The sequence below is a fragment of the Streptomyces sp. NPDC054847 genome (assembly GCF_053610925.1).
On record NZ_JBSGZJ010000012.1, the window covers coordinates 18884 to 40311 of the forward strand.

The 21428-nt window shown below is 72.7% G+C and carries 20 protein-coding genes; 9 read left to right on the forward strand and 11 right to left on the reverse strand.

Annotated features, from left to right (window positions below; all coding sequences use genetic code 11):
- The first annotated feature begins 106 nt into the window (after window positions 1-106).
- Complete coding sequence (locus ACWGH4_RS03045; RefSeq protein ID WP_453454835.1) at window positions 107-757, forward strand: hypothetical protein; 651 nt, start codon at window positions 107-109, stop codon at window positions 755-757.
- Window positions 754-1737 carry a nucleotidyl transferase AbiEii/AbiGii toxin family protein gene (locus ACWGH4_RS03050; protein ID WP_453454838.1) on the forward strand — a complete coding sequence of 328 codons (984 nt, stop codon included), beginning with the start codon at window positions 754-756 and terminating at the stop codon, window positions 1735-1737. Before ACWGH4_RS03045 ends, ACWGH4_RS03050 begins: the two co-directional genes overlap by 4 nt.
- A gap of 77 nt (window positions 1738-1814) precedes the next feature.
- On the opposite strand, the gene dnaG is transcribed toward ACWGH4_RS03050, so the two are convergent.
- From dnaG to ACWGH4_RS03075, 5 genes are all read right to left on the reverse strand, one after another.
- Complete coding sequence (gene dnaG / locus ACWGH4_RS03055) at window positions 1815-3725, reverse strand: DNA primase (protein ID WP_441262884.1); 1911 nt, start codon at window positions 3723-3725, stop codon at window positions 1815-1817.
- Between the two features lie 34 nt (window positions 3726-3759).
- Window positions 3760-5031 (reverse strand): NAD(P)/FAD-dependent oxidoreductase, encoded by a 1272-nt coding sequence (locus ACWGH4_RS03060; RefSeq protein WP_453454841.1) that lies wholly within the window; start codon window positions 5029-5031, stop codon window positions 3760-3762.
- 155 nt (window positions 5032-5186) lie between these two features.
- A complete protein-coding gene (locus ACWGH4_RS03065; RefSeq protein ID WP_453454844.1) occupies window positions 5187-6530 on the reverse strand; it encodes a deoxyguanosinetriphosphate triphosphohydrolase in 1344 nt (447 codons plus the stop codon).
- Window positions 6531-6586: 56 nt separating this feature from the next.
- Window positions 6587-7339 (reverse strand): sirohydrochlorin chelatase, encoded by a 753-nt coding sequence (locus ACWGH4_RS03070; protein ID WP_453454847.1) that lies wholly within the window; start codon window positions 7337-7339, stop codon window positions 6587-6589.
- A gap of 937 nt (window positions 7340-8276) precedes the next feature.
- Window positions 8277-8978, reverse strand: coding sequence for a hypothetical protein (locus ACWGH4_RS03075; RefSeq protein WP_453454850.1), 702 nt, complete (start codon window positions 8976-8978; stop codon window positions 8277-8279).
- An 84-nt stretch (window positions 8979-9062) separates the two neighbouring features.
- Here ACWGH4_RS03075 and ACWGH4_RS03080 point away from each other — a divergent pair, with 84 nt between their 5' ends.
- The 3 genes from ACWGH4_RS03080 to ACWGH4_RS03090 all read left to right on the forward strand — a co-directional run bounded on the left by ACWGH4_RS03080 (window position 9063) and on the right by ACWGH4_RS03090 (window position 12749).
- Complete coding sequence (locus tag ACWGH4_RS03080; RefSeq protein ID WP_453454879.1) at window positions 9063-9722, forward strand: SanA/YdcF family protein; 660 nt, start codon at window positions 9063-9065, stop codon at window positions 9720-9722.
- Between the two features lie 65 nt (window positions 9723-9787).
- On the forward strand, window positions 9788-10369 hold the full coding sequence (locus ACWGH4_RS03085) for a TIGR03086 family metal-binding protein (protein WP_453454852.1): 582 nt from the start codon (window positions 9788-9790) through the stop codon (window positions 10367-10369).
- A 253-nt stretch (window positions 10370-10622) separates the two neighbouring features.
- Window positions 10623-12749: a molybdopterin oxidoreductase family protein gene (locus tag ACWGH4_RS03090; protein WP_453454855.1), complete on the forward strand. Its 2127-nt coding sequence runs from the start codon at window positions 10623-10625 to the stop codon at window positions 12747-12749.
- Here ACWGH4_RS03090 and ACWGH4_RS03095 read toward each other — a convergent pair.
- The 5 genes from ACWGH4_RS03095 to ACWGH4_RS03115 all read right to left on the reverse strand — a co-directional run bounded on the left by ACWGH4_RS03095 (window position 12736) and on the right by ACWGH4_RS03115 (window position 17845).
- Window positions 12736-13176, reverse strand: a complete 441-nt coding sequence (locus tag ACWGH4_RS03095; protein WP_441262891.1) for a gamma-glutamylcyclotransferase — start codon at window positions 13174-13176, stop codon at window positions 12736-12738. The genes ACWGH4_RS03090 and ACWGH4_RS03095 overlap by 14 nt on opposite strands.
- Complete coding sequence (gene cutA, locus ACWGH4_RS03100; RefSeq protein ID WP_453454882.1) at window positions 13173-13475, reverse strand: divalent-cation tolerance protein CutA; 303 nt, start codon at window positions 13473-13475, stop codon at window positions 13173-13175. The genes ACWGH4_RS03095 and cutA overlap by 4 nt, the downstream gene beginning before the upstream one ends.
- Window positions 13476-13625: 150 nt before the next feature.
- A complete protein-coding gene (locus ACWGH4_RS03105; protein WP_453454859.1) occupies window positions 13626-15491 on the reverse strand; it encodes an ABC transporter ATP-binding protein in 1866 nt (621 codons plus the stop codon).
- Window positions 15488-17221, reverse strand: coding sequence for an ABC transporter ATP-binding protein (locus ACWGH4_RS03110; RefSeq protein ID WP_453454862.1), 1734 nt, complete (start codon window positions 17219-17221; stop codon window positions 15488-15490). The genes ACWGH4_RS03105 and ACWGH4_RS03110 overlap by 4 nt, the downstream gene beginning before the upstream one ends.
- A 9-nt stretch (window positions 17222-17230) precedes the next feature.
- Window positions 17231-17845, reverse strand: coding sequence for an NADPH-dependent FMN reductase (locus ACWGH4_RS03115; protein ID WP_453454865.1), 615 nt, complete (start codon window positions 17843-17845; stop codon window positions 17231-17233).
- Between the two features lie 306 nt (window positions 17846-18151).
- On the opposite strand from ACWGH4_RS03115, the gene ACWGH4_RS03120 reads away from it, so the two are divergent.
- The 4 genes from ACWGH4_RS03120 to ACWGH4_RS03135 all read left to right on the forward strand — a co-directional run bounded on the left by ACWGH4_RS03120 (window position 18152) and on the right by ACWGH4_RS03135 (window position 20525).
- A complete protein-coding gene (locus ACWGH4_RS03120; protein WP_453454868.1) occupies window positions 18152-18655 on the forward strand; it encodes a hypothetical protein in 504 nt (167 codons plus the stop codon).
- A 208-nt stretch (window positions 18656-18863) separates the two neighbouring features.
- Window positions 18864-19520 (forward strand): class F sortase, encoded by a 657-nt coding sequence (locus ACWGH4_RS03125; RefSeq protein ID WP_453454871.1) that lies wholly within the window; start codon window positions 18864-18866, stop codon window positions 19518-19520.
- A gap of 34 nt (window positions 19521-19554) precedes the next feature.
- A complete protein-coding gene (locus ACWGH4_RS03130; RefSeq protein ID WP_453454874.1) occupies window positions 19555-20052 on the forward strand; it encodes a MarR family winged helix-turn-helix transcriptional regulator in 498 nt (165 codons plus the stop codon).
- 2 nt (window positions 20053-20054) lie between these two features.
- Window positions 20055-20525: a hypothetical protein gene (locus tag ACWGH4_RS03135; RefSeq protein WP_453454877.1), complete on the forward strand. Its 471-nt coding sequence runs from the start codon at window positions 20055-20057 to the stop codon at window positions 20523-20525.
- A gap of 6 nt (window positions 20526-20531) precedes the next feature.
- On the opposite strand, the gene ACWGH4_RS03140 is transcribed toward ACWGH4_RS03135, so the two are convergent.
- Window positions 20532-21317, reverse strand: coding sequence for a sulfite exporter TauE/SafE family protein (locus tag ACWGH4_RS03140; RefSeq protein WP_307706322.1), 786 nt, complete (start codon window positions 21315-21317; stop codon window positions 20532-20534).
- Window positions 21318-21428 lie beyond the last annotated feature (111 nt).

Genomic DNA, 21428 nt, shown 5'->3' on the forward strand with positions numbered 1-21428 from the left:
TCCGAGGGCTCAGGCACCGCCCCCCAGTGTGGGGTACGACACATCACCGCCACGAGGGGCGTGCGGCGACTTTTTGAGACCCGTGCGTGACCGGCCGGTTACTCGGATGCCGGGACGTCCGTCCCTTTGGGAGACTGCGCCGGTGAACAGGCTGTGCGAATACGAGACCCATGTGACGGTGCGCTGTACGGACGACGCGGCACGCGCCGGGCTGGACTCGTGGGCGGACGCGGCGGGTCTGAAGGTGACGCACATCGTGCTCGCCCGGGGCCGGATGGTGTCCCAGCCGATGCTGACCCTGCGGGGCACGGAGGACCTCCCCTCTCAACGGGCGGCAGCCGACCGGCTGGTGGCGCGGTTGCGCGCGGGCGGTTTCGACCCGGTGCGGGTGAAGATCGAGACCACGCCGTGGTCACCGGAGGTCCGCACCACGGACGGCGGCTACTTCGAGCACCATCTGAAGCTGCTGCTCGAGGAGGACTTCGACCGCGAGGCGCTGACGGCCCTGGCGGTGCGTCACGGTGCGCATCTGTCGTGGAACGCGCGCAGGGTGGCGTCGGGGGGCCGGCACGAACGGTTCGTGACGCAGCGCCGCCGCGGCGTCGCCGCCGAGGAGGCGGGCGCGGCATGTGACGCGCTGATCGGCGAGTTGACCGCCGAGGGGTTCGACATCCTCGGCGAGGAGCGGGAGTTCGTGCTGTACGACAGCGACCTGTCGGTGGACGACGGTTGGATCGACGAGGGGGCGGAACGATGAACGAGAACTGGGAGCCGACGATTCCGGGCGGTCCTGACGACCCTTCGGAGCCGAGTGAGGAGCGCCGGCGGCGCCGGACGGAGCTGCCGCGCACGTTGCACGCGGGCGTGGGGCCCGGCGCGTCCAGGCACCGGCTGTTCGACCCTGCCCTGAAGCACTTCGACAGCGCGTACCGGCCCGCCGACTCCGTGGTGCCCGAAGAGCTGCGCCCCGCATGGGGGGCGGCGCGACGACGCGCGCTGGAGAGCGTCGTCACCGCGGTCTCCCGTTCCGGGTGGGCCGGTTCGCTGGTGCTGCGCGGCAGCATGCTGCTCGCCGACCGGTTCGGGGACGCCGCGCGGGAGCCGAAGGACCTCGACTTCGTCGTCGTCCCCGCGGACTGGCGCATCGAGGATGCGCGCACCACGACGATGCTCGACGACATCGCGTCGGCGGCGCAGCGCGCCACCGAGGAGCAGGCGGGCGGCCCGGTCATCGATGCGGCCGGCGCCGAGTCCGAGTACATCTGGACGTACGAGCGGGTGCCGGGCCGCCGCATGGTGCTGCCGTGGGAGGCGCCCGGGCTGCCCGCCGGGCAGGTGCAGCTCGACTTCGTGTTCAACGAGAAGCTGCCCGTGGAGCCCAGCTCCGAGAAGGTGTGCGGTGTGCCGCTGCTGACGGCGACCCTCGAACTGTCGCTCGCCTGGAAGGTGGTGTGGCTGATCGACGACCTGTATCCGCAGGGCAAGGACCTGTACGACGCGGTGCTGCTGGCGGAACGGGGCCCGCTCGGGAACGCGCTCCTTCAGGAGGTGTTCCGGCTGTCGGGGAACGAGTGGCCCACCGGTGGGCAGGAGGAGCTCCGCCTGGAGGACCTCCGGGACTCCCTGCGGTACATGGACTGGAACCACTTCGTCCTGGACTATCCGCAGTTCGCCGACGGCAGGGACGAGTACGTCCGGCGGCTGCTGACCGCGCTGGCGCCCACGTTCGCCGCGTAGGCGTCCGGGAGTGGCGCCCGGGCCGCGGTGGCCCGGGCCGCGGTGGCCCGGGCCGCGGGCACCGGGAGTGCCGACCGCTAGAGCGCGGCCGCGCCCTGGTTGCGCAGTGACTGCGCGTACTGCTGGAGCACCCACAGTTCGTTCGCCACGGCCGCGTACCGCTCCGGGTCGCCGCCTGCGCCCAGGCGGGCCATCGTGCCCTGGACCTCGCGGATGCGGCGGTCGACGGCGCGCAGACGGACCTGCACGAGCTGCATGCCCGCGTACACCTCGTCGACCGCGCGGGCGTGCACCGCTTCCACGGCGAGTTCGGTGACCAGCGCGCGCACGGTGTCGTCGGGGGCGGCGTCACGGACGCGGGCCAGATAGCCGGAGGCGTCCTGGGTGCCCTGCTCGGCGCCGCCGGCCTCCTCGATGGTCCGGCGGACCGCGGCGTAGGGCGGGGCCGTGAACTCGTCGACGCCGTACGCGTCGAAGGCCGGTGAGACCAGTTCGGGGTGCTGGAGGGCCAGCTTGAGCAGTTCCCGCTCGGTGCGGTGGGCGGGGCTGCGCAGATTGAGTGCCGGGCCCGACGGCGCGGCCTGTGCCGGTGCGCCGGGCGCGGGGTGCGGTGCCCTGGAGGGGCCGCCCCTGCGGTCGCCACGGTCACCGCCGCGGTCGCGCGCCCAGCGGGCGAGCTGGGCGACCCGCTTGACGACGAACTGGGTGTCGAGGATGCCGAGGATGCCGGCCAGTTGCACGGCCGACTCGTGCTGGATGGCGACGTTCTTGATGCCGGCCACGATCGGGGCGGCCTCGTCGAGGGCCGCCGCGCGGCCGGCGGGCGTCTCCAGGTTGTGGCGGGTCACCATCTGGCGGATCGCGAACTCGAAGAGCGGCGTGCGCGTCTCGACGAGCTTCTGCACCGACTCGTCGCCCTCCGCGAGCCGCAGTTCGCAGGGGTCCATGCCGCCGGGCGTGATCGCGATCGACGTCTCAGCCGCGAACTTCTGGTCGTCCTCGAAGGCGCGCAGCGCCGCCTTCTGGCCGGCCGCGTCGCCGTCGAAGGTGAAGATCACCTCGGCGGTGGCGTTGTCCATCAGCAGCCGCCGGAGGATCTTGATGTGGTCGCCGCCGAACGACGTGCCGCAGGTGGCGATGGCGGTGGTGACACCGGCGAGGTGGCAGGCCATGACGTCGGTGTAGCCCTCGACGACGACGGCCGTGCTGGTGCGGGCGATCTCCTTCTTTGCGAGGTCGATGCCGTACAGCACCTGCGATTTCTTGTAGATCGCGGTCTCGGGCGTGTTCAGGTACTTCGGGCCGTTGTCGTCGTCGCGGAGCTTACGGGCGCCGAAGCCGACGACCTCCCCGGTGATGTCCCGGATCGGCCACATCAGCCGGCCGCGGAACCGGTCGATGGGGCCGCGCCTGCCCTCCTGCGAAAGGCCGGAGAGGGTGAGCTCCTTGTCGCTGAACCCCTTGCCGCGCAGATAGCGGGTGAGGTGGTCCCAGCCGGCCGGGCTGTAACCGACGCCGAAGTGCTGGGCGGCGGCCTGGTCGAAGCCGCGCTCCGCGAGGAACTTCCGGCCGATCTCGGCCTCCGGCCCGTCCAGCTGCTCCACGTAGAACTGCGCGGCGATCTTGTGGGCCTCGACCAGCCGGATCCGCTCGCCCCGCTGATGGGTCGGGTTGTACCCGCCCTCCTCGTAGCGCAGGGTGATGCCCGCCTGAGCGGCGAGACGCTCGACCGTCTCGGAGAACGAGAGATGGTCGATCTTCATCACGAAGGCGATCGTGTCACCGCCTTCCTGACAGCCGAAGCAGTGGAAGAGACCCTTGCTCGGGCTGACCTGGAAGGAAGGAGACTTCTCGTCGTGGAAGGGGCACAGGCCCTTCAGGTTCCCCCCGCCGGCGTTGCGCAGCTGGAGGTACTCGGAAACGACGGCGTCGATCGGGACCGCGTCCCGGACCGCCTTCACGTCGTCATCGTTGATCCTGCCTGCCACGCGTGAATTCTACGGTGACGCGGCGACACTCCCGTCAGCCGGAAAGGTCCACGAGGTCGGTGAGTGCCACCCCCGGATCGCCGAGCGTCTGCGGGTCCACCTCCGCCCGGGTCCGGATCAGCTGCTGGATGGGCGCGGTGACGTCCCACACATTGACGTTCATCCCGGCGAGCAACCTGCGGTCCTTGAGCCAGAAGGCGATGAACTCCCGCCGTGCGACGTCGCCGCGGAGCACGACCTGGTCGTACGAGCCGGGCGGGGCCCAGCCCGAGTACTCCATGCCGAGGTCGTACTGGTCCGAGAAGAAATAGGGGACCCGGTCGTAGCTCACGTCCTGGCCGAGCATGGCGCGGGCGGCGGCCGGGCCGCCGTTCAGGGCGTTCGCCCAGTGCTCGACGCGCAGCCGGGTCCCGAGCAGCGGGTGCCGGGCGGCGGCGACGTCGCCCGCGGCGTAGATGTCGGGATCGGAGGTGCGCAGACTCTCGTCGACGGCGATGCCGCCGCCCTCCGCCCGGTCGGCGAGGTCGAGGCCAGCCGCGTCGGCGAGCGCGGTGCGCGGGGCGGCGCCGATGGCGGCGAGGATCTCGTGCGCCGGGTGCTCCTCGCCGTCGTCCGTACGGGCCGCGAGGACCATGCCGTCCTGCCCGATGATCTCGGTGAGACGGACACCGAAGTGGAAACGGACGCCGCGCTCGCGGTGCAGTTCGGCGAAGACCTGGCCGAGCTCCGGGCCGACGACCTGGTACAGCGGGGTCGCCGCGGGCTCCACGACGGTCACCTCCGCACCGTAGCCGCGGGCCGCGGCGGCGACCTCGAGGCCGATCCAGCCGGCGCCGGCGATGATCAGATGGCCGTTGTCGCGGCCGAGCGCGGCGAGCACATGGCGCAGCCGGTCGGCGTGGGCGAGGCGGCGCAGATGGTGGACGCCGGCCAGGCCGGTGCCCGGGATCTCCAGACGGCGGGGCTCCGCGCCGGTGGCGAGCAGCAGCTTGTCGTAGTGGACGACGGTTCCGTCACCGAGGCGTACGGAGCGGGTCTCGCGGTCGATGGACACGACGGTCTGGCCCAGGTGCAGCTCGATGTCGGCCCGGGCGTACCAGGCGGGCTCGTGGACGAAGACGCTGTCGCGTTCGTCCTTGCCGGTCAGATACGCCTTGGACAGCGGCGGACGTTCGTAGGGGTGGTCACGTTCGTCGCCGATGAGGATCACTCGCCCGGTGAATCCTTCGGCACGGAGGGTCTCGGCGGCTTTGGCCCCCGCCAGCCCACCGCCGACGATGACGAATGTCCGATGTGCGTCGACCACGTGATGCCTCCTCGTTGCTTCTCCGCAGCGCAGCCTTCAGCGAGCGTCCCGCACGGAGCGATATGGCGGAAGAGGGAGTGCCCTCCGGCGTGTCAAAAACGGACGAATCACTCGGTGCGTGGCACGGGTGCTCCCGGGGGAGTTTCGCCCTTTGGTCAGCGACGGGCGGTGAGGCGGGCGTGGAGGGTGCGGGCGGAGGCGTCCGTGAGGTTCGCGATCTGGTCGACGATCACGCGCTTGCGCGCCCGGTCGTCCGCAGCCGCCTCGAACATGGCACGGAACTGCGGTTCCAGCCCTTCCGGCGCGCGGGCGGTGAGCGCCTGTGCCAGCTCGGCGAGCACCACGCGCTGGTCGGCGCGGAGCGCCTCCTGCTCGGCGCGCTGCATCACATAGCGGTCGGCCACCGCCTTCAGCACGGCACACTCGTTGCGCGTGGCGCGCGGGACGACGAGCTCGGCCCCGTACCGCGTGAGCATGCCACCGCCGTACGCCTGCCGGGTGGCGCCCTCGGCGGCGAGCGCGAACCGGCCGATGAGCTGGCTGGTGGCGTCCTTCAGCCGGGCCTGGGCGACCGCGGAACCGTCGTAGTGGTGCGGCCACCACACCTGGTCGACCAGCCGGTCGAGTGCTTCCGACAGTTCCTGCGGTTCGGTGTCGTGGGGCACGTACCGCCCGATCGCCACCGACCAGATGCCCGCGCGCTCGGTGTCCGACATGAGACAATTGGGGTCGATGTGGCCGGCGTGCAGGCCGTCCTCGAAGTCGTGCACCGAGTACGCGACGTCGTCGGACCAGTCCATCACCTGCGCCTCGAGGCACTTGCGGAACGCGGGGGCGCCGAGGCGGGCCCACTCGAAGACCGGCAGGTCGTCCTCGTACACCCCGAACTTGCCCGAGCCGGGCTCGGTCGGATGGCCGCCGCGCGGCCAGGGGTACTTGGTGGCCGCGTCGAGGGTGGCCCGGGTGAGATTCAGGCCGACGCTGACCGGCTCGCCGGTCTCCGGCGCGTGCACGAAACGCTTGGGCTCGATCCGGGTCAGCAGGCGGAGGGACTGGGCGTTGCCCTCGAAGCCGCCGCAGTCCTCCGCGAACTCGTTGAGTGCCTGTTCGCCGTTGTGGCCGAACGGCGGATGGCCCATGTCGTGGGCGAGGCATGCCGCTTCGACGAGATCGGGGTCGCAGCCGAGCGCGGCGCCCAGCTCACGCCCGACCTGCGCGCACTCCAGCGAGTGCGTCAGCCGGGTGCGGGGGCTGGCGTCCCAGGCCAGGCTGCGGGTGCCGGGGGTGACGACCTGCGTCTTCCCGGCGAGGCGGCGCAGCGCGGAGGAGTGCAGCACCCGGGCGCGGTCGCGCTGGAAGGCGGTACGGCCGGGGCGCTTGTCGGGCTCGGCGGCCCATCGTTCGACGGCCGCGGCGTCGTAGCCGTCGGGGGCGGTGCCGTTGCCCGTGCCGTGGCCCGGGGGCGTGCCTGTGCCTGTGGTGCTGGTGGTGCCGTCCATGCACCGAAGGTAACCGGAGCGGCCGACAGCCGGGCCCCGTCCGGCCCCACCACGCCCTACGCGGCGGTCAGTTCCAGCCGCCGCACGGGGCGGGGAAGCGCTCGCGCCTGGTCGTAACGGTGCAGCAGCAGCCGGGCCAGAGCGGGATGCGTACCGAGCGGCTCCGCCGCGATCCAGGGTGCGGCGGCGGCGCTGCGGGTGGCGAACAGACCGGGCGCGGCGAAGTAGGACGCCACGGCGATCCGGTGACGGCCGCGGGCCGTCAGGGCTTTGACAGCCGCGGGCACGGTGGGCGCGAGCGCGGAGGCGTACGCGGGCACGACCGGCACGCCGCCGAGCCGCTCCCCCAGCATGGCCGCCATGCGCCGGGTGTCCGCCGCGGACTCGGGATCGCGGGAGCCCGCGGACGCCAGGACGACCCCGGCACTACGGCTCGAGCCGTCCTCCGGCCGCCAGCCCGCCTCAGCGAGCCGGGCGGCGAGTGCCTCCGCGAGGAGCGGGTGCGGCCCGAGCGGGCGCGCGATACGGATGTCGCCGCCGGGTATCGCGGCCGCGGCCCGCGGCAGGTCGTGCTTGACGTGATAGCCGCGGCTGAGCAGCAGCGGCACGATCACGGTGGGCGCGCTGCCGAGCGACCGGAGGGTGTCGTCGAGGAGCGGCTCGTTCAGCTCGACATGGCCGAGCCGTACGTCCAGGCCGGGGCGCAGCTCACGCACCCGGTCGAGGAGAGCGGTGACGGTGCTCAGCGCGCGGGGGTCGCGGCTGCCGTGGGCGACGGCGACGAGGGTGGGCCGATCGGTCGGGGGCATGCGGTGCGGGTTCCGTTCAGTCGGACGTGACTCAGCTGGGTGCCGAGCTGAGCGGTGATACGCGTGAGCAGACCGACGGTGGTGTCGAGCTGCGCGGCGGTGTCGACTGCGCTGTCGGCTGCGCTCGGGAAGGGCGGGGGCGGGGACTCACGAAGGTGTTCCGGCTCCGTCATGCACCGATGGTGGCGGGCGCAGGTTGCGGGGGTGTTGCGTGAGGGTGACGGGTGTTTTCGCGGGCCTCACGGGCGTGGCCGGGCAAGGCGGCGCGGCCCGCCCCGGCGCCGGGGACGCCGGCGTCCGATGCGCGGGGCCCGGCGGTCTCCCCGCCGCGGGGCGCACGGGGAAGGGCCCCGGCAGACCCCCGCGGGGCCGGTCCAAGGGACCGGGCGGGCCCGGTCGGCGGTGTCCGGACGGGGCCGGTTCCGAATCTCCGGACAGAACACCTAGGTCCGGGTCCAGGCGCAGCCCCGACCCGGGGTCCCTGGCGGGCCCGGTTCCAGGTGCATGGGCGGGCCGGTCGGCGGTGTCCGGACGGGGCAGGTTCCGAATCTCCGGACGGGGCCCAGGCCCGGCCCGGCGCCGGCGTCGCCGGCGTCCGATGCGCGGGGCCGGTGGTCTCCCCGCCGCGGGGCGCAGGGGGAAGGGCCCCGGCAGACCCCCGCGGGGCCGGTCGGCGGTGTCCGGACGGGGCCGGTTCCGAGTCTCCGGGCGGGGCCTAAGCCAGGGTCCAGGCGCAGCCCCGCCCCGGGTGTCCCTGGCGGGCCTGGTTCCAGGTGCATGGGCGGGCCCGGTTAGAAGGCGCTGGGCGGAGCCGGTCCGGTCCGGGCGGGCCCGGTCCCGGGGTCCGAGCGGTCCCGGTCCCAGGGCCCGGCCCGGCTCGGGAGGTGGGCCTCCCCCGCGGCCGCCAAGGCCGCAGGGGAAGGGAAGCGCTCCGCGGCTACCGCGCCAGCCAGACCCGGAGGGGGCCCACCGGTACGCACCCCTGCCGCACCGCCGCCGCCAGGTCGTCGCCCTGTTCGTAGCCGACGACCGGCACGCCGGGCCACGCGTCGGACACCGCCGAAAGGCAGCCCGCCCACGCCGCGTCGAGGTCGTCGTCGACGGTGAACAGGTTGGAGACGCCTGCCGCGTCCCCACCGCGGCTCACCACCGCGCCGGCGGTCAGCCGGCCCTCGGCGCGCCCCGCGAGGAACGCGACCGACGGGTCGGACAGCAGTTCCGGGCGGAAGAGGTGCGCCAGACCGTCGCCGCCGTCCCAGGCTGCCGCCCATTCCGCCAGCTCACCGGGGGTCTCCAGCCGGGACCACGCGACGCCGTCGGGAGCCGCCGGCGCGGGCAGGCCGGGCTCCCGGTGGATCCACCGGGCCTCGAAGAGGACGTCGAATCCGGCGCCGGACAGGTCCAGGGTCGCGAAGCTGTCCTTGACGGAGCAGCCGGGGCCGGTGGAGACGGCGTCCAGAACGTCGTCCGCCGTCGCGTCCTCGGTGAGTGTCACCGCGTCGGGATACAGCACGGGTGTGCGGCTCGCGCTGGTCCAGGCGTGGGCTCCGAAGGCGCCGGAGAGGCCGTGTGCGTGGCACATGGCCTCGCACCACTCGGCGTTGTTGCGGGCGGCGAAGGCGACTCTCTTGTCGATCATCGGATGATCGTGTCAACACGTACGCGGTCCGGCCAGCCATTTCCGCTCCGTCGGGCCAACCATTTCCGCTCCGCCCGCGTCTGACTGTTCGTGAGAGGAACGAGAAGGCGACGCCTCGTCGCGCAGGCCGTCATGCTGGGGTGCGTGCTCGGCCTGGCGCCCGCGACCTGGATGCACGCCGTCGCCGACAGCCGCGTCCGTACGGTCGCCGAGGCCCCCGCGCGGGACGTCGCCGTCGTCTTCGGCGCCGGTCTCTGGCGGGGCCGGCCCTCCCCCTATCTGGCGCACCGGCTGGACACCGCCGCCGAGCTGTACCGGACCGGCAAGGTCAAGGTCGTGCTGGTCACCGGTGACAACAGCCGGGTCGAGTACGACGAGCCGGACGCCATGCGCACGTATCTGACGGGGCGCGGTGTGCCCGACGACCGGATCGTCAGCGACTACGCCGGGTTCGACACCTGGGACTCGTGCGTGCGGGCGAAGGAGATCTTCGGGGTGGAGCGGGCGCTGCTGGTCAGCCAGGGCTTCCACATCCGACGGGCGGTCGCGCTGTGCCGGTCCGCCGGGGTAGAGGCGTACGGCGTCGGTGTGGCGGAACCGCACGACGCGACCTGGTACTACGGCGGCGTGCGGGAGATGTTCGCGGCGGGCAAGGCGTCGCTGGACGCCGTGTTCCGGCCGGACCCCCGGTTCCTGGGCGAACGCGAGCCCGGTGTGCGGGACGCGCTGGCGGCGGCGGGCTGACACGCCGGGAGGCACACGGCCGCGCACGCTCGCATCGAGGTCCCCGGCAGGGAAAAGTGAGCCGCATGACAAATGACGTGGCAACGCTGCTGACCCGGCACACCGAGGCGCTGGCCCTGTTCACCGACCGGGTGCACGCCGTACGGGACGACCAGTGGGACGATCCGACGCCGTGCACGGAGTGGTCGGTGCGCGATCTCGTCAACCACCTCACCGCCGAGCAGCTGTGGGTGCCGGACCTGGTGACGGACGGGGCGACGATCGAGGACATCGGCGACGCGTACGACGGGGACGTCCTCGGCGACCGGCCCCGCCGGGCCTGGGACGCGGCGGCCCGGGCCGCGCGCAAGGCGTTCTCCGACGAGGGGGCGCTGGAGCGGACGGTCCATCTGTCGTACGGGGAGACCCCGGCCACCGCCTACTGCTCGCAGATGATCAGCGACGCGGTGGTGCACTCCTGGGACCTGTCGCGGGCGATCGGCGCGGAGGAGCGGCTTCCGGAGGCGCTGGTGGCCTTCACTCTGGAGGAGGTCTCGCCGTACGCGTCGGAGCTGTCGAAGTCGGGCCTCTTCGCCGCGCCGATCGAGCCGCCGCCGGGCGACGACCCGCAGACCCGGTTGCTGGCGATGCTCGGCCGCCGCGCCTGAGGCCCCGGGGCCGCGCCCGGACGGAACGACCGGGACCCGCGGGACGGCCCGCCCCGAACGCGCCCGGTCAGGACCGGGACCCCGCGGGACGTCGCGCCCCGACGCGTCCGTCCACGGCGGCCGGACTCCCGGGACGGGCCCGCGGCTCACGGTCGGTCCTCACGCCGCCGTGAGCTCGCGGCTGAGCCAGGCGTACCCCGTCCGTAATGCGGCGCGTCGGCCCGCGTAACACGGACGTTCCACGCTGGGCGTCATGCGCGACGAGACCATCCCGACCCACTGTCCCTACTGCGCCCTGCAGTGCGGCATGAATCTGCGCGGTGTCCCCCGGCCGGACACCGCCGACGGGGCGGCCGTCGAGGTGGTGGAGCGTCCCGACTTCCCCGTCAACCGGGGCGCCCTGTGCGGCAAGGGCCGCACGTCGACCTCCCTTCTCTCCTCCCGGGTGCGCCTGACCGGGCCGCTCATCAGAAGCCACGCCACAGGCCGGCTCGAACCGGCCACCTGGGAGGAGGCACTGCGTACGATCGCCGACGGGCTGCGGCGTACGAAGGACCTGCACGGCGCCGACGCCGTGGGCGTCTTCGGCGGCGGCGGGCTGACCAACGAGAAGGCGTACACCCTCGGGAAGTTCGCCCGGGTCGTGCTCGGCACCTCGCAGATCGACTACAACGGCCGCTTCTGCATGTCGTCGGCCGCGGCCGCGCACAACAAGGCGTTCGGACTCGACCGCGGGCTGCCGTTCCCGCTGGAGGACATCCCGAGGACCGGCTGTGTCATCCTCGTGGGCTCCAACATCGCGGAGACCATGCCGCCGGCACTGCGCTACCTGACGGAGCTGAAGGAGAACGGCGGCAAGCTGATCGTCGTCGACCCGCGGCGGACGAGGACGGCGGAGCAGGCCGACCTGCATCTCGCGCCCCGTCCCGGCACCGACCTGGCGCTCGCCCTGGGACTGCTGCACGAGGTGGTGGCCGAGGGGCGTACCGACGAGGAGTTCATCGCCGCCCGCACGAGCGGCTGGGCGGATGCCAGGGCCGCCGCCATGGCGCACTGGCCCGAGCTCGTCGAGCGGATCACCGGCGTGGGAGTGCCGCAGCTGCGTGAGGCGGTGCGGCTGTTCTGCGACGCGCCGTCCGCGATGGTACTCACCGCCCGCGGGCCCGAGCAGCAGTCCAAGGGCACGGACACCGTGAGCGCCTGGATCAACCTCTGCCTGGCGACCGGCCGGGCCGGGCGGCCCCTGTCCGGCTACGGATGCCTGACCGGGCAGGGCAACGGGCAGGGCGGCCGTGAGCACGGCCAGAAGGCCGACCAGCTGCCCGGCTACCGCAAGCTGGACGACCCGGCGGCGCGGGCCCATGTCGCGGGGGTGTGGGGCGTGCCCCCCGAGTCCCTGCCCGGGCCGGGGCGCAGTGCCTACGAACTGCTGGACGCGCTGGGCGGGGACGTGAAGTCGCTGCTGCTGATGGGGTCGAACCCGGTGGTGTCCGCGCCGCGTGCCGCGCACATCGAGGGGCGGCTGAAGTCCCTGGACTTCCTCGCCGTGGCGGACGTGGTGCTCTCGGAGACGGCGGCGCTCGCGGACGTGGTGCTGCCGGTGACCCAATGGGCGGAGGAGACCGGCACGACGACCAACCTGGAGGGCCGGGTGCTGCTGCGCCGCAAGGCGCTCGACGCCCCGGAGGGGGTGCGCAGCGATCTCGAGGTGCTGAGCGCCCTGGCGGCACTGCTCGGGCACGAGAAGGGCTTCCCCGCCGACCCGGAGGAGGTCTTCGAGGAGCTGCGGCGGGCATCGGCGGGCGGACCGGCGGACTACTCGGGCATCACGTACCGCAGGATCGCCGAGGAGGACGGCGTGTTCTGGCCGTGCCCGGAGCCGGACGACCAGGACGGGCCGGTCGCCCACCCCGGCACCCCCCGGCTGTTCCTGGACCGGTTCGCCACGCCCGACGGGCTGGCCAGGTTCGTCGCCGTGGGGCACCGGCCCGCCGCGGAGGAGCCCGACGCCGACTACCCGGTGCTGCTGACGACCGGGCGGGTCGTCGCCCAGTACCAGTCGGGCGCGCAGACCAGGCGGGTCGACGAGCTGAACGCCGCCGCCCCGGGCCCGTTCGTCGAGCTGCATCCGCAGCTGGCGGAGCGTCTCGGCGTCGCGGAGGGCGAGCCCCTCGCGGTGGTGTCGCGGCGGGGGCGGGCTGTGGGGCCCGCCCGGATCACCACGGGGATCAGGCCGGACACCGTCTTCATGCCGTTCCACTGGCCGGGCGAGGGCCGGGTGAACTCGGTGACGAACCCGGCGCTCGACCCGACGTCCCGTATGCCCGAGTTCAAGGTGTGCGCCGTCCGGCTGGAGCCGGAGCGGGTCACCGGCGGCTGACCGCCTCGTGCCAGTCGCCGCCGTCCACGGGCCTGCCGCCGGCCCGGAGTCCGCGGGCCACCGGCTCGGCGGCGACGTAGACCCACGCCTGTACCGGCGTGCCGTCCTCGAGGAGGACCTCCCGGGCCACCCGTTCGTACAGGTTGGCCGCGTGGCCCGGACCGCCGTACTCCTCCAGCCGGTCGAGGACGGCGAGCAGCCGCTCGTACTCCTCCGGCTTCGCGGTCACCGCCTCGCCGGTGACCGTCGCCGCCGGGTCGTCGGTGTCGACGGCGTACGGGTAGCCGGGGCCCTCGTAGAGCACCGCGCCGGAAAGCAGCGCGGGACGCTCCTCGGAGGTGCGGCCCCGCAGGAGAAGGTCGTGGTTGCGTTCGCCCGGCCGCAGGGTGCCGTAGACGAAGAACGGAAGCCGCCGCGACCCGGTCACGGCGCCACGGTCTCCGCCCGCACCCAGGCCGCGTAGGCCGCGCCGGCGCGTACCACCGGGGTGGCGATGATCTCCGGGGTGTCGTAGTCGTGGGCTGCGATCAGATGGGCTTCGAGGGCGTCGTAGCAGGCCGGGGTGGTCTTGAGGAGGACCTGCCACTCCTCGGCGGTCTCGATCCGGTTCTGCCAGCGGTAGACCGACGTCACCGGCGCGGAGATCTGCGCGCAGGCCGCGAGCCGGGACTCCACGGCTCCTTCGGCGAGCCGTCGGGCCTTCTCCGCGCTGTCGGTCGTGGTCATCACGGTGAGCAGCGACGGCGCGGCGGGGGTGGGTTCCACGGCGGGAGCTCCTTCTCGGTGTGCGGCCACGTGTCCGCGGGGCGGCCGGCGGCCGCGGACGGAGGGCGGGGACCGTCATGGCCCCCGCCCTTCACGTTACGCACCGCGGCATCACACGGGGGACCCGGCCGCGGCGAACTGCGCCGCGTGGAGCCGGGCGTACGCGCCGCCGCGGCCCAACAGTTCGTCGTGCGTGCCCTGCTCGACGATCCTTCCGGCGTCCATCACCAGGATCACGTCGGCGTCCCGGACGGTGGAGAGCCGGTGCGCGATGACGAAGCTGGTACGGCCCCGGCGCAGCGAGGACATGGCGCGCTGGATGAGCACCTCGGTGCGGGTGTCGACGGAACTGGTGGCCTCGTCGAGCACGAGGATCGACGGTTCGGTGAGGAAGGCGCGGGCGATGGTGAGGAGTTGCTTCTCGCCCGCGCTCAGGCCCGCGCCCTCCTCGTCGACGACGGTGTCGTAGCCGTCGGGCAGGGTGCGGATGAACCGGTCGGCGTGGGTGGCCGTCGCCGCGGCGACGATCTGCTCGCGGGACACCTTCCCGGGCACGCCGTAGGCGATGTTGTCGGCGATCGTGCCCCCGAACAGCCAGGTGTCCTGGAGCACCATCCCGATACCGGAACGCAGTTCGTCGCGGGACATGTCCCTGATGTCGACCCCGTCGAGCAGGATGCGGCCGCCGGTGACCTCGTAGAACCGCATGAGCAGGTTGACCAGTGTGGTCTTGCCCGCGCCGGTCGGGCCGACGATGGCGACGGTCCGGCCCGGTTCGACGTCGAGCGACAGGTCCTCGATCAACGGCTCCGCGGGGTGGTAGCGGAAGGCCGCCTTCTCGAAGGACACATGGCCGGCGGGCCGCCCGGCCTCCGGCCGGGCCGGCCCCGGCCCTGCCGGCGCCGGAGACTCCTCCTCCGCGTCCAGCAGGTCGAAGACCCGCTCGGCGGAGGCGACGCCCGACTGGAGGAGGTTGGCCATCGCGGCGACCTGGTTGATGGGGCCGTTGAACTCGTAGGAGTACTGCACGAAGGCCTGTACGTCGCCGATCGACAGCGACCCGGAGGCCACCCGCAGCCCGCCGGCGACGGCGATCAGCACATAGTTGAGGTTGCCGACGAATCCGAGCGCGGGCTGGATGAGGCCGGACATCACCTGGGCGCGCAGGCTCGACGCGTACAGCTGCTCGCCCAGCTCGTCGAACGTCTCCACGGCCTGCTTCCCGCGGCCGAAGGAGCGGACCTCCGCGTGGCCGGTGAACATCTCCTCGACGTGGGCGTTCAGCCGGCCCGTCACCGACCACTGCCGGACGAACTGCGGCTGGGCCCGCCTGCCGATGAGGGTCGCCACGTACACGGACAGCGGCACCGTCGCGAGGGCGACCAGGGCCAGCAGCGGCGAGATCCAGAACATCATCGCCAGGACGCCGGCGATGGTGAGCACCGCCCGCACCATCTGGCTGAAGGCCTGCTGCATGGTCTGCGTGATGTTGTCGATGTCGTTGGTGGTGCGGCTGAGCACCTCCCCGCGGGGCTGCTTGTCGAAGTACGACAGGGGCAGCCGCGACAGCTTCGTGCCCGCCTCCTCGCGCAGCCGGTGGCCGACGCGCTGCACGACGGTCATCGCCAGCCGCATCTGGAGCAGCGTCGTGGCGGAGGAGACGGCGACCAGGGCGAGCACGAGGGCCAGCACCTCCGCGACGGCCCCGAAGTCGACCCCGTCCGGGCCGGCGGCGCCGTCGACGACGAGGTCGGTGGCGTGGCCGAGGAGTTTGGGGGCGAGTACGGAGAGGGCGACGGCGGCCGCGCCGGCGGTGAGGACGCCGACGACCAGGGGGCGTTCCGGTGCGGTCATGCGCAGCAGCCGCAGTCCGGAGTCGCGGAAGTGGAGGGAGCGTTCCAGCGAGGGGGAGCCGATGCCCCCGGGGCCGCGCTGCTGCCCTGCCGGGCCGCGGCGCTCCGGTGTGGTGCCGCTCATGCGGCTTCCTCCTCGGTGAGCTGGGAGAGCACGATCTCCCGGTAGGTGGGGTTGTCCCGCATGAGTTCGTCGTGGGTGCCGGTGCCGGCGACGCTGCCCTTCTCCAGGACGATGATCCGGTCGGCGCCGCGGACGGTGGAAACGCGCTGGGCGACCATGACGACGGCGGCGTCGGCGGTCTCCTCGGCCAGGGCCCGGCGCAGTGCCGCGTCGGTGGCGTTGTCGAGGGCGGAGAAGGAGTCGTCGAAGAGGTAGACGTCGGGCCTGGCCGCCAGGACCCGGGCGATGGCGAGGCGCTGGCGCTGTCCTCCCGACAGGTTGGCGCCGCCCTGTGAGACGGGGGCGTCGAGGCCGTCGCCGAGCCGGCGTACGAAGTCCGCGGCCTGGGCGACCTCGAGGGCGTGCCAGAGCTCCTCCTCCGTCGCGTCCGGCTTCCCGTACCGCAGGTTGGAGGCGACGGTCCCGGAGAAGAGGTACGGCTTCTGGGCGACGAGTCCGACGGTGCGGGACAGCAGCGCCGGGTCGAGGTCCCGTACGTCCACCTCCCCGACCCGGACGTCGCCGCCGGTCGCGTCGAACAGCCGCGCGGCGAGGCCGAGCAGGGTCGTCTTGCCGCTGCCGGTGGAGCCGATGACGGCGGTGACCCGGCCGGGGCGGGCGGTGAGGTCCACGGATCTGAGGACGGGCTCCTCGGCGCCCGGGTAGCTGAAGTCGACGCCGCGCAGCCGCAGTTCGCCCCTTCCGCGCAGCCGGTGCACGGGGGCGACGGGCGGCAGGACGCTCGGCCGTGTGCCGAGGATCTCCTTGATGCGTTCCGCGCTGACCTCGGCGCGCGGCAGATGCATCATGAGGAACAGACCCATCATCACGGACATCAGGATCTGCGTCAGATAGCCGAGGAAGGCGACGATCGAGCCGGCCTGGAGGGAGCCCGAGTCGAGCCGGTGGCCGCCGGTCCAGATGACGGCGACGGTGGCGATCTCCCAGACGATCAGAACGGTCGGGAACATCAGGGTCTGCAGCCGGCCGGCCCGCAGTCCGGTCTCCAGGAGGGCGTCGTTGGCCTCGGCGAACCGGCGCTGCTCGTGCCGGTCCCGTACGAAGGCGCGGATGACACGGATGCCGGTGATCTGTTCCCGCATCACCCGGTTGACCACGTCGATCCGTTCCTGCATGGAGCGGAAGACCGGCGGCAGGCGGCGCACGATCAGTCCGACGGACAGCGCGAGCACCGGGACGAACAGCAGCAGGAGCATCGCGAGCGGCACGTCCTGGGACAGGGCCATGGCGATACCGCCCACGCACATCAGGGGCGAGGCGACCAGCATGGTCAGGATCAGCAGCGAGAACGTCTGCACCTGCTGCACGTCGTTGGTGGTGCGGGTGATCAGGGACGAGGCGCCGAAGCGCCCGATGTCGCGCACGGACAGGTCCTGGACATGGCCGAAGACGGTGGAGCGCAGGTCGCGGCCGATGCCCATCGCGATCCGGGCGGCGCAGTACACGGCGGCGCCGGCGGCGGCCACCTGGAGGACCGTGACGGCCAGCATCACGGCGCCGGTGCCGATGACGTGTCCGGTGTCGCCGCGCAGCACACCGTTGTTGATGATGTCGGCGTTGAGAGTGGGCAGGTAGAGGGTGGCCACGGACTGGATCAGCTGGAGGAGGACGACCAGCGCGATCAGCCGGCGGTAGGGGCCCAGGCGGGCGGTCAGCAGGCTCAGCAGCACGGCCGGCCCTCAGCTCGCGTAGGGGCGGACGGACTTGGCGGACCGCAGCGCCTCGGCCCACCAGGAGAGCTGGTCGAGCATGGTCTTGGCGGCGGCGTCGGGGGCGGCGGGGTCGCGGTGGTTGCCCTCGTCGTCGAAGTGGGCGCCCGCGTTGTGGAAGGACACCGTGTCGCGGACGGTGACGGCGTGCAGCTCGGCGAAGACCTGGCGCAGCTGCTCGACCGCGCGCAGGCCGCCGGAGATGCCGCCGTAGGAGACGAAGCCGACGGGCTTGGCCTGCCATTCGCCGAAGTGCCGGTCGATGACGTTCTTGAGGCCGGCGGGGAAGGAGTGGTTGTACTCGGGGGTGATGACGACGAAGGCGTCGGCCGCGGCCAGCTTCGGCGTGAGTTTGGCCAGCTCGGCCCGCACTTCGGGCGAGGGCGAGTAGGAGAGGGCGGTGGGGAGGTCCGCGTCGGCGAGGTCGACGACGTCGACGGCGAAGTCCTCGCGCCGAGCGGCACGGGAGAGGAACCAGTTGGCGACGGTGGGTCCGAAGCGGCCGTCGCGGTTGCTGCCGATGATGACGGCGAGCTTCAGCGGGGAGGGGCGGTCGGACGAGGTGTCAGGCGTGTTGATGTCCATGCGGAGCAGCCTGGTACCTCAAGTTTGGTTGAGGTCAAGCAGCTCCGGCGATCAATCGTGCGGACGGCCCGCGGGACACCGGGCCGAAGGAGGACCGGCGGCCTTGTCACCCGTTCGGCACGACGCGCCCGACCACTCCCCCAGGCGCCGCTCCACTGGCCGCGACCTGCGGCGATGCGGCCTGTCCAGAGCGACACGCGGTTTCGGCCGAGGGAAACTGATTAACCATCAGCAGGCGTGGCGGGCCGGGTGCCTCTTACCTCGGAGAAGACGAGACACGCACCACCCCTCGCTTCCGGAGGACCCATGCGCACCACCGCCCGCCTGCTGACCGGCATAGCGATGGGGCTCGCCACGACCGGGTTCACCGCCCATGGGGCGTACGCCGGAGACTTCGGAGAGCTCGAGGTGCACCCGTCGCCCGCCACCCCCGGCACGAAGATCACCGTGACCACCACGGCCTGCGGCAAGGACGGCCACGGCGTCGGCGACGCCAGGTCGCTGGGCGCCGGCGAGTTCAAGCTGTGGCCCGGCACGCACAAGGAGGTCACGGTGGGCCGGTTCACGGTCCCGGAGGACACCAGGCCGGGCACGTACGGCATCGAGGTGCGCTGCAAGAACGGCAAGAAGGCCACCGGCGACCTCGAGGTGCGTCACCGCGAGCCGAGCGGGCATGTCAGAACAGGCGTCGGCGGCAGCGTGGGCCCCGACACCACCCAGATCGCGGCGGGCGCGGCGGTACTCACCGCGGCCGCTGTGGGCGGAACGCTCCTTCTGCGCCGCCGGGCGAGCGGCGCGCAGAGAGGCTGACGGACCGGTACCCCAACCGTTCCACGTCCCGCCGGCTCCCCCGCTCCCGTCAGGCCTCGAGCCGACGGGGGCGGGGCGACGCTCCGGGGGTGCCGGCCGCGTCCGGCGGCCCCACGACCGAACCCCCCATGTCCCGTACGGACGGCCGGCCCGGGCGCCGCCCGGCCCGCATCCGGCCGCACCCGTGGCGAGCGAAGCCGGAGGACCGATGAGCGCTCAGGACAGCACCGGGCTCAGGGCCAAGGGCTGGGTCGTGGCCGCCGCCGTCTGCGCCGGGCTGTGGCTGGTCCACAACGGCATGAGCGACATCACCCCGCCCGTCCCCTCCGCCGCACAGGCCTTCGCCGCCGGCCCGAACCAGCACACGGACGCCGCCGCCGACCCGCTGCCGCCGTCGGAGCCGGTCCGGCTGCGCATTCCGCAGATCGACGTCGACGCCCCCGTCATGGGCCTCGGCCTCGCCCGCGACGGCAGCCTCGACGTCCCGCCGGCCACCGACCGCAACCTGGCCGGGTGGTACGAGGACGGGACCAGCCCGGGCGCCAAGGGCACGGCGATCGTGGCCGGCCATGTCGACAACGCACAAGGGCCCGCCGTCTTCTACAGCCTCGGCGCCCTGAAGAAGGGCCACCGGATCGAGGTGCTCCGCGCGGACGGCCGTACCGCGGTCTTCACGATCGACGCGATCGAGGTGTACAAGGCCGACGCCTTCCCGGACAAGAAGGTCTACGCGCCCGCCGACCGGGCCGAGCTCCGGGTGATCACCTGCGGCGGCGGCTTCTCGGAGAAGACCGGCTACCGGGGCAACGTGGTCGCCTACGGGCACCTCATCGGCGTCCGGGACGGCGACGCCCGAAAACAGTAGCCATGGACATAGTAGCCATGTACTGTTTCTCTCCATGAGCACAGCACCCAAGGGCCCCACGCCCGGCTACCTGGTCTGGCGTCTTTCCACGAAGTGGCGCGTCGCGGTCGATCGCGCGCTCGCTCCCCTGGGACTGACTCACGCGCAGTACACCCTGATCGCCTCGCTGCACGGCATGCGGCGGTCCGGGGACCGACCCAGCCAGCGGCAACTCGCCGACCACACGGGCCTGGAACCGCTCTACGTCTCCAAGCTGGCCCGCGCCCTCGAGTCGTCGGGACTCGTACACCGCACACCCGACCCCGCCGACACCAGGGCCGTACAGCTCTCGCTCACCCCCGCGGGGGAGGAGAAGGCCCGCCGCGCCGTCGCGGAGGTCCATACCCTGCTCGACCGGCTGCTGGCCCCGCTCGGCGGGCTCGACGCACCCCGCACCCAGGCGCTGACGCGTGAGCTGCGGATGCTGCTCGACACACCGCTCGACGCACCCCCCGACGCCATCGAGGACACGTCCACGACACCCGAGGAGTAACCATGTCGTCCACCACGCCGATCCTGCTCAACAGTCAGCTCATCGGCCGCGCCCACTACGCGGCCCGCGCCCTGCTCGACCGTGAGCTGAACCGCACCGGCACCACCTTCCACCAGTCGATGGCGCTGAACGCGACCGCCGCCGAGGGCGGCTTCGCAGAAACGAGCCGGATCGTGGAGCTGTTGACGGCCACCCTGAAGATCGACGGGACCACGGCCGGCGACACCGTGGCCGAGCTGCTGGCCACCGAGCTGCTCGAGCCGCTGGAGCCGCTGCCGGGCCAGGGCCCGCGGGTCGCGCTGACCGAGACCGGCCGCGCCGAGCAGAGCCGGCTGGCCGCGGTCGCCACGGAGTTCGGACCGCTGGTGTACGGAGGGATCCCGGAAGCGGACCTGGCCGTCGCGGGCCGGGTGCTGACCGAGGTCATCGCACGGGCGAACGCCGCGTACGAACGGACCGCCGACCGGTACTGACCCGCGTCACGCCGTCCACTGGTCGAAGCCGAGCTTCGCGACCAGCGAGAAGACGACGACGAGCAGCACCCCGCGGACGAACTCACTGCCCTTGCGGAGCGCCATCCGGGCCCCGAACATGCCGCCCGCCAGATTGAAGACGGCCATCAGCGCGGCCAGCTGCCACAGCACGGTGCCCTGGTAGGCGAACATCGCCAGCGCGCCGCCGTTCGTGCACACGTTCACGATCTTCGCCGTGGCGGACGCGGTCACCAGGTCCAGATGAAGCACCGCGGTGAGCGCCAGCACCAGGAACGTGCCGGTGCCGGGCCCGAAGAGACCGTCGTAGAAGCCGATACCGCCGCCGACGAGCACGATCGCCACGACGGTACGGGTACGGGTGACGCGGCGCTTGTCCGCGCCGGCCGCCGCGCCGAACGACGGGCGCAGCATCACGAACGCGGCAACGCCGAGCAGCACGACCATGATCACCGGGCGGAGCACGTCGCTGCTGATGCCCGCCGCGAAGAAGGCGCCGCCCATCGATCCCGCGAGCGCGGCGAGCCCGATCCGCACCGCGGTCTTCACCTGTACCGGCGCCTTGCGCACATAGGTGATCGCGGCACCCGACGTGCCGACGATGGCGACCGCCTTGTTCGTTCCGAGGACATGGGCGGCGGGCACCTGCGGCAGGCCGAGCAGCAACGCCGGCAGCAACAGCAGACCGCCGCCGCCCACGACGGCATCGATCCAGCCGGCTGCGGCGGCGGCGAGACAGAGGAAGACGAGCGTGGTCAGGGATATGTCGGGCACGGCGTGAGCCTATGGAGGGGGTGCGGGGTCAGTCCAACGATCAACGAAGTCTTGAGCGTGACATGAGGTTGGGCGGGGGGGGTGGCCGCTGCGCGGACTTGTCCCCCACCC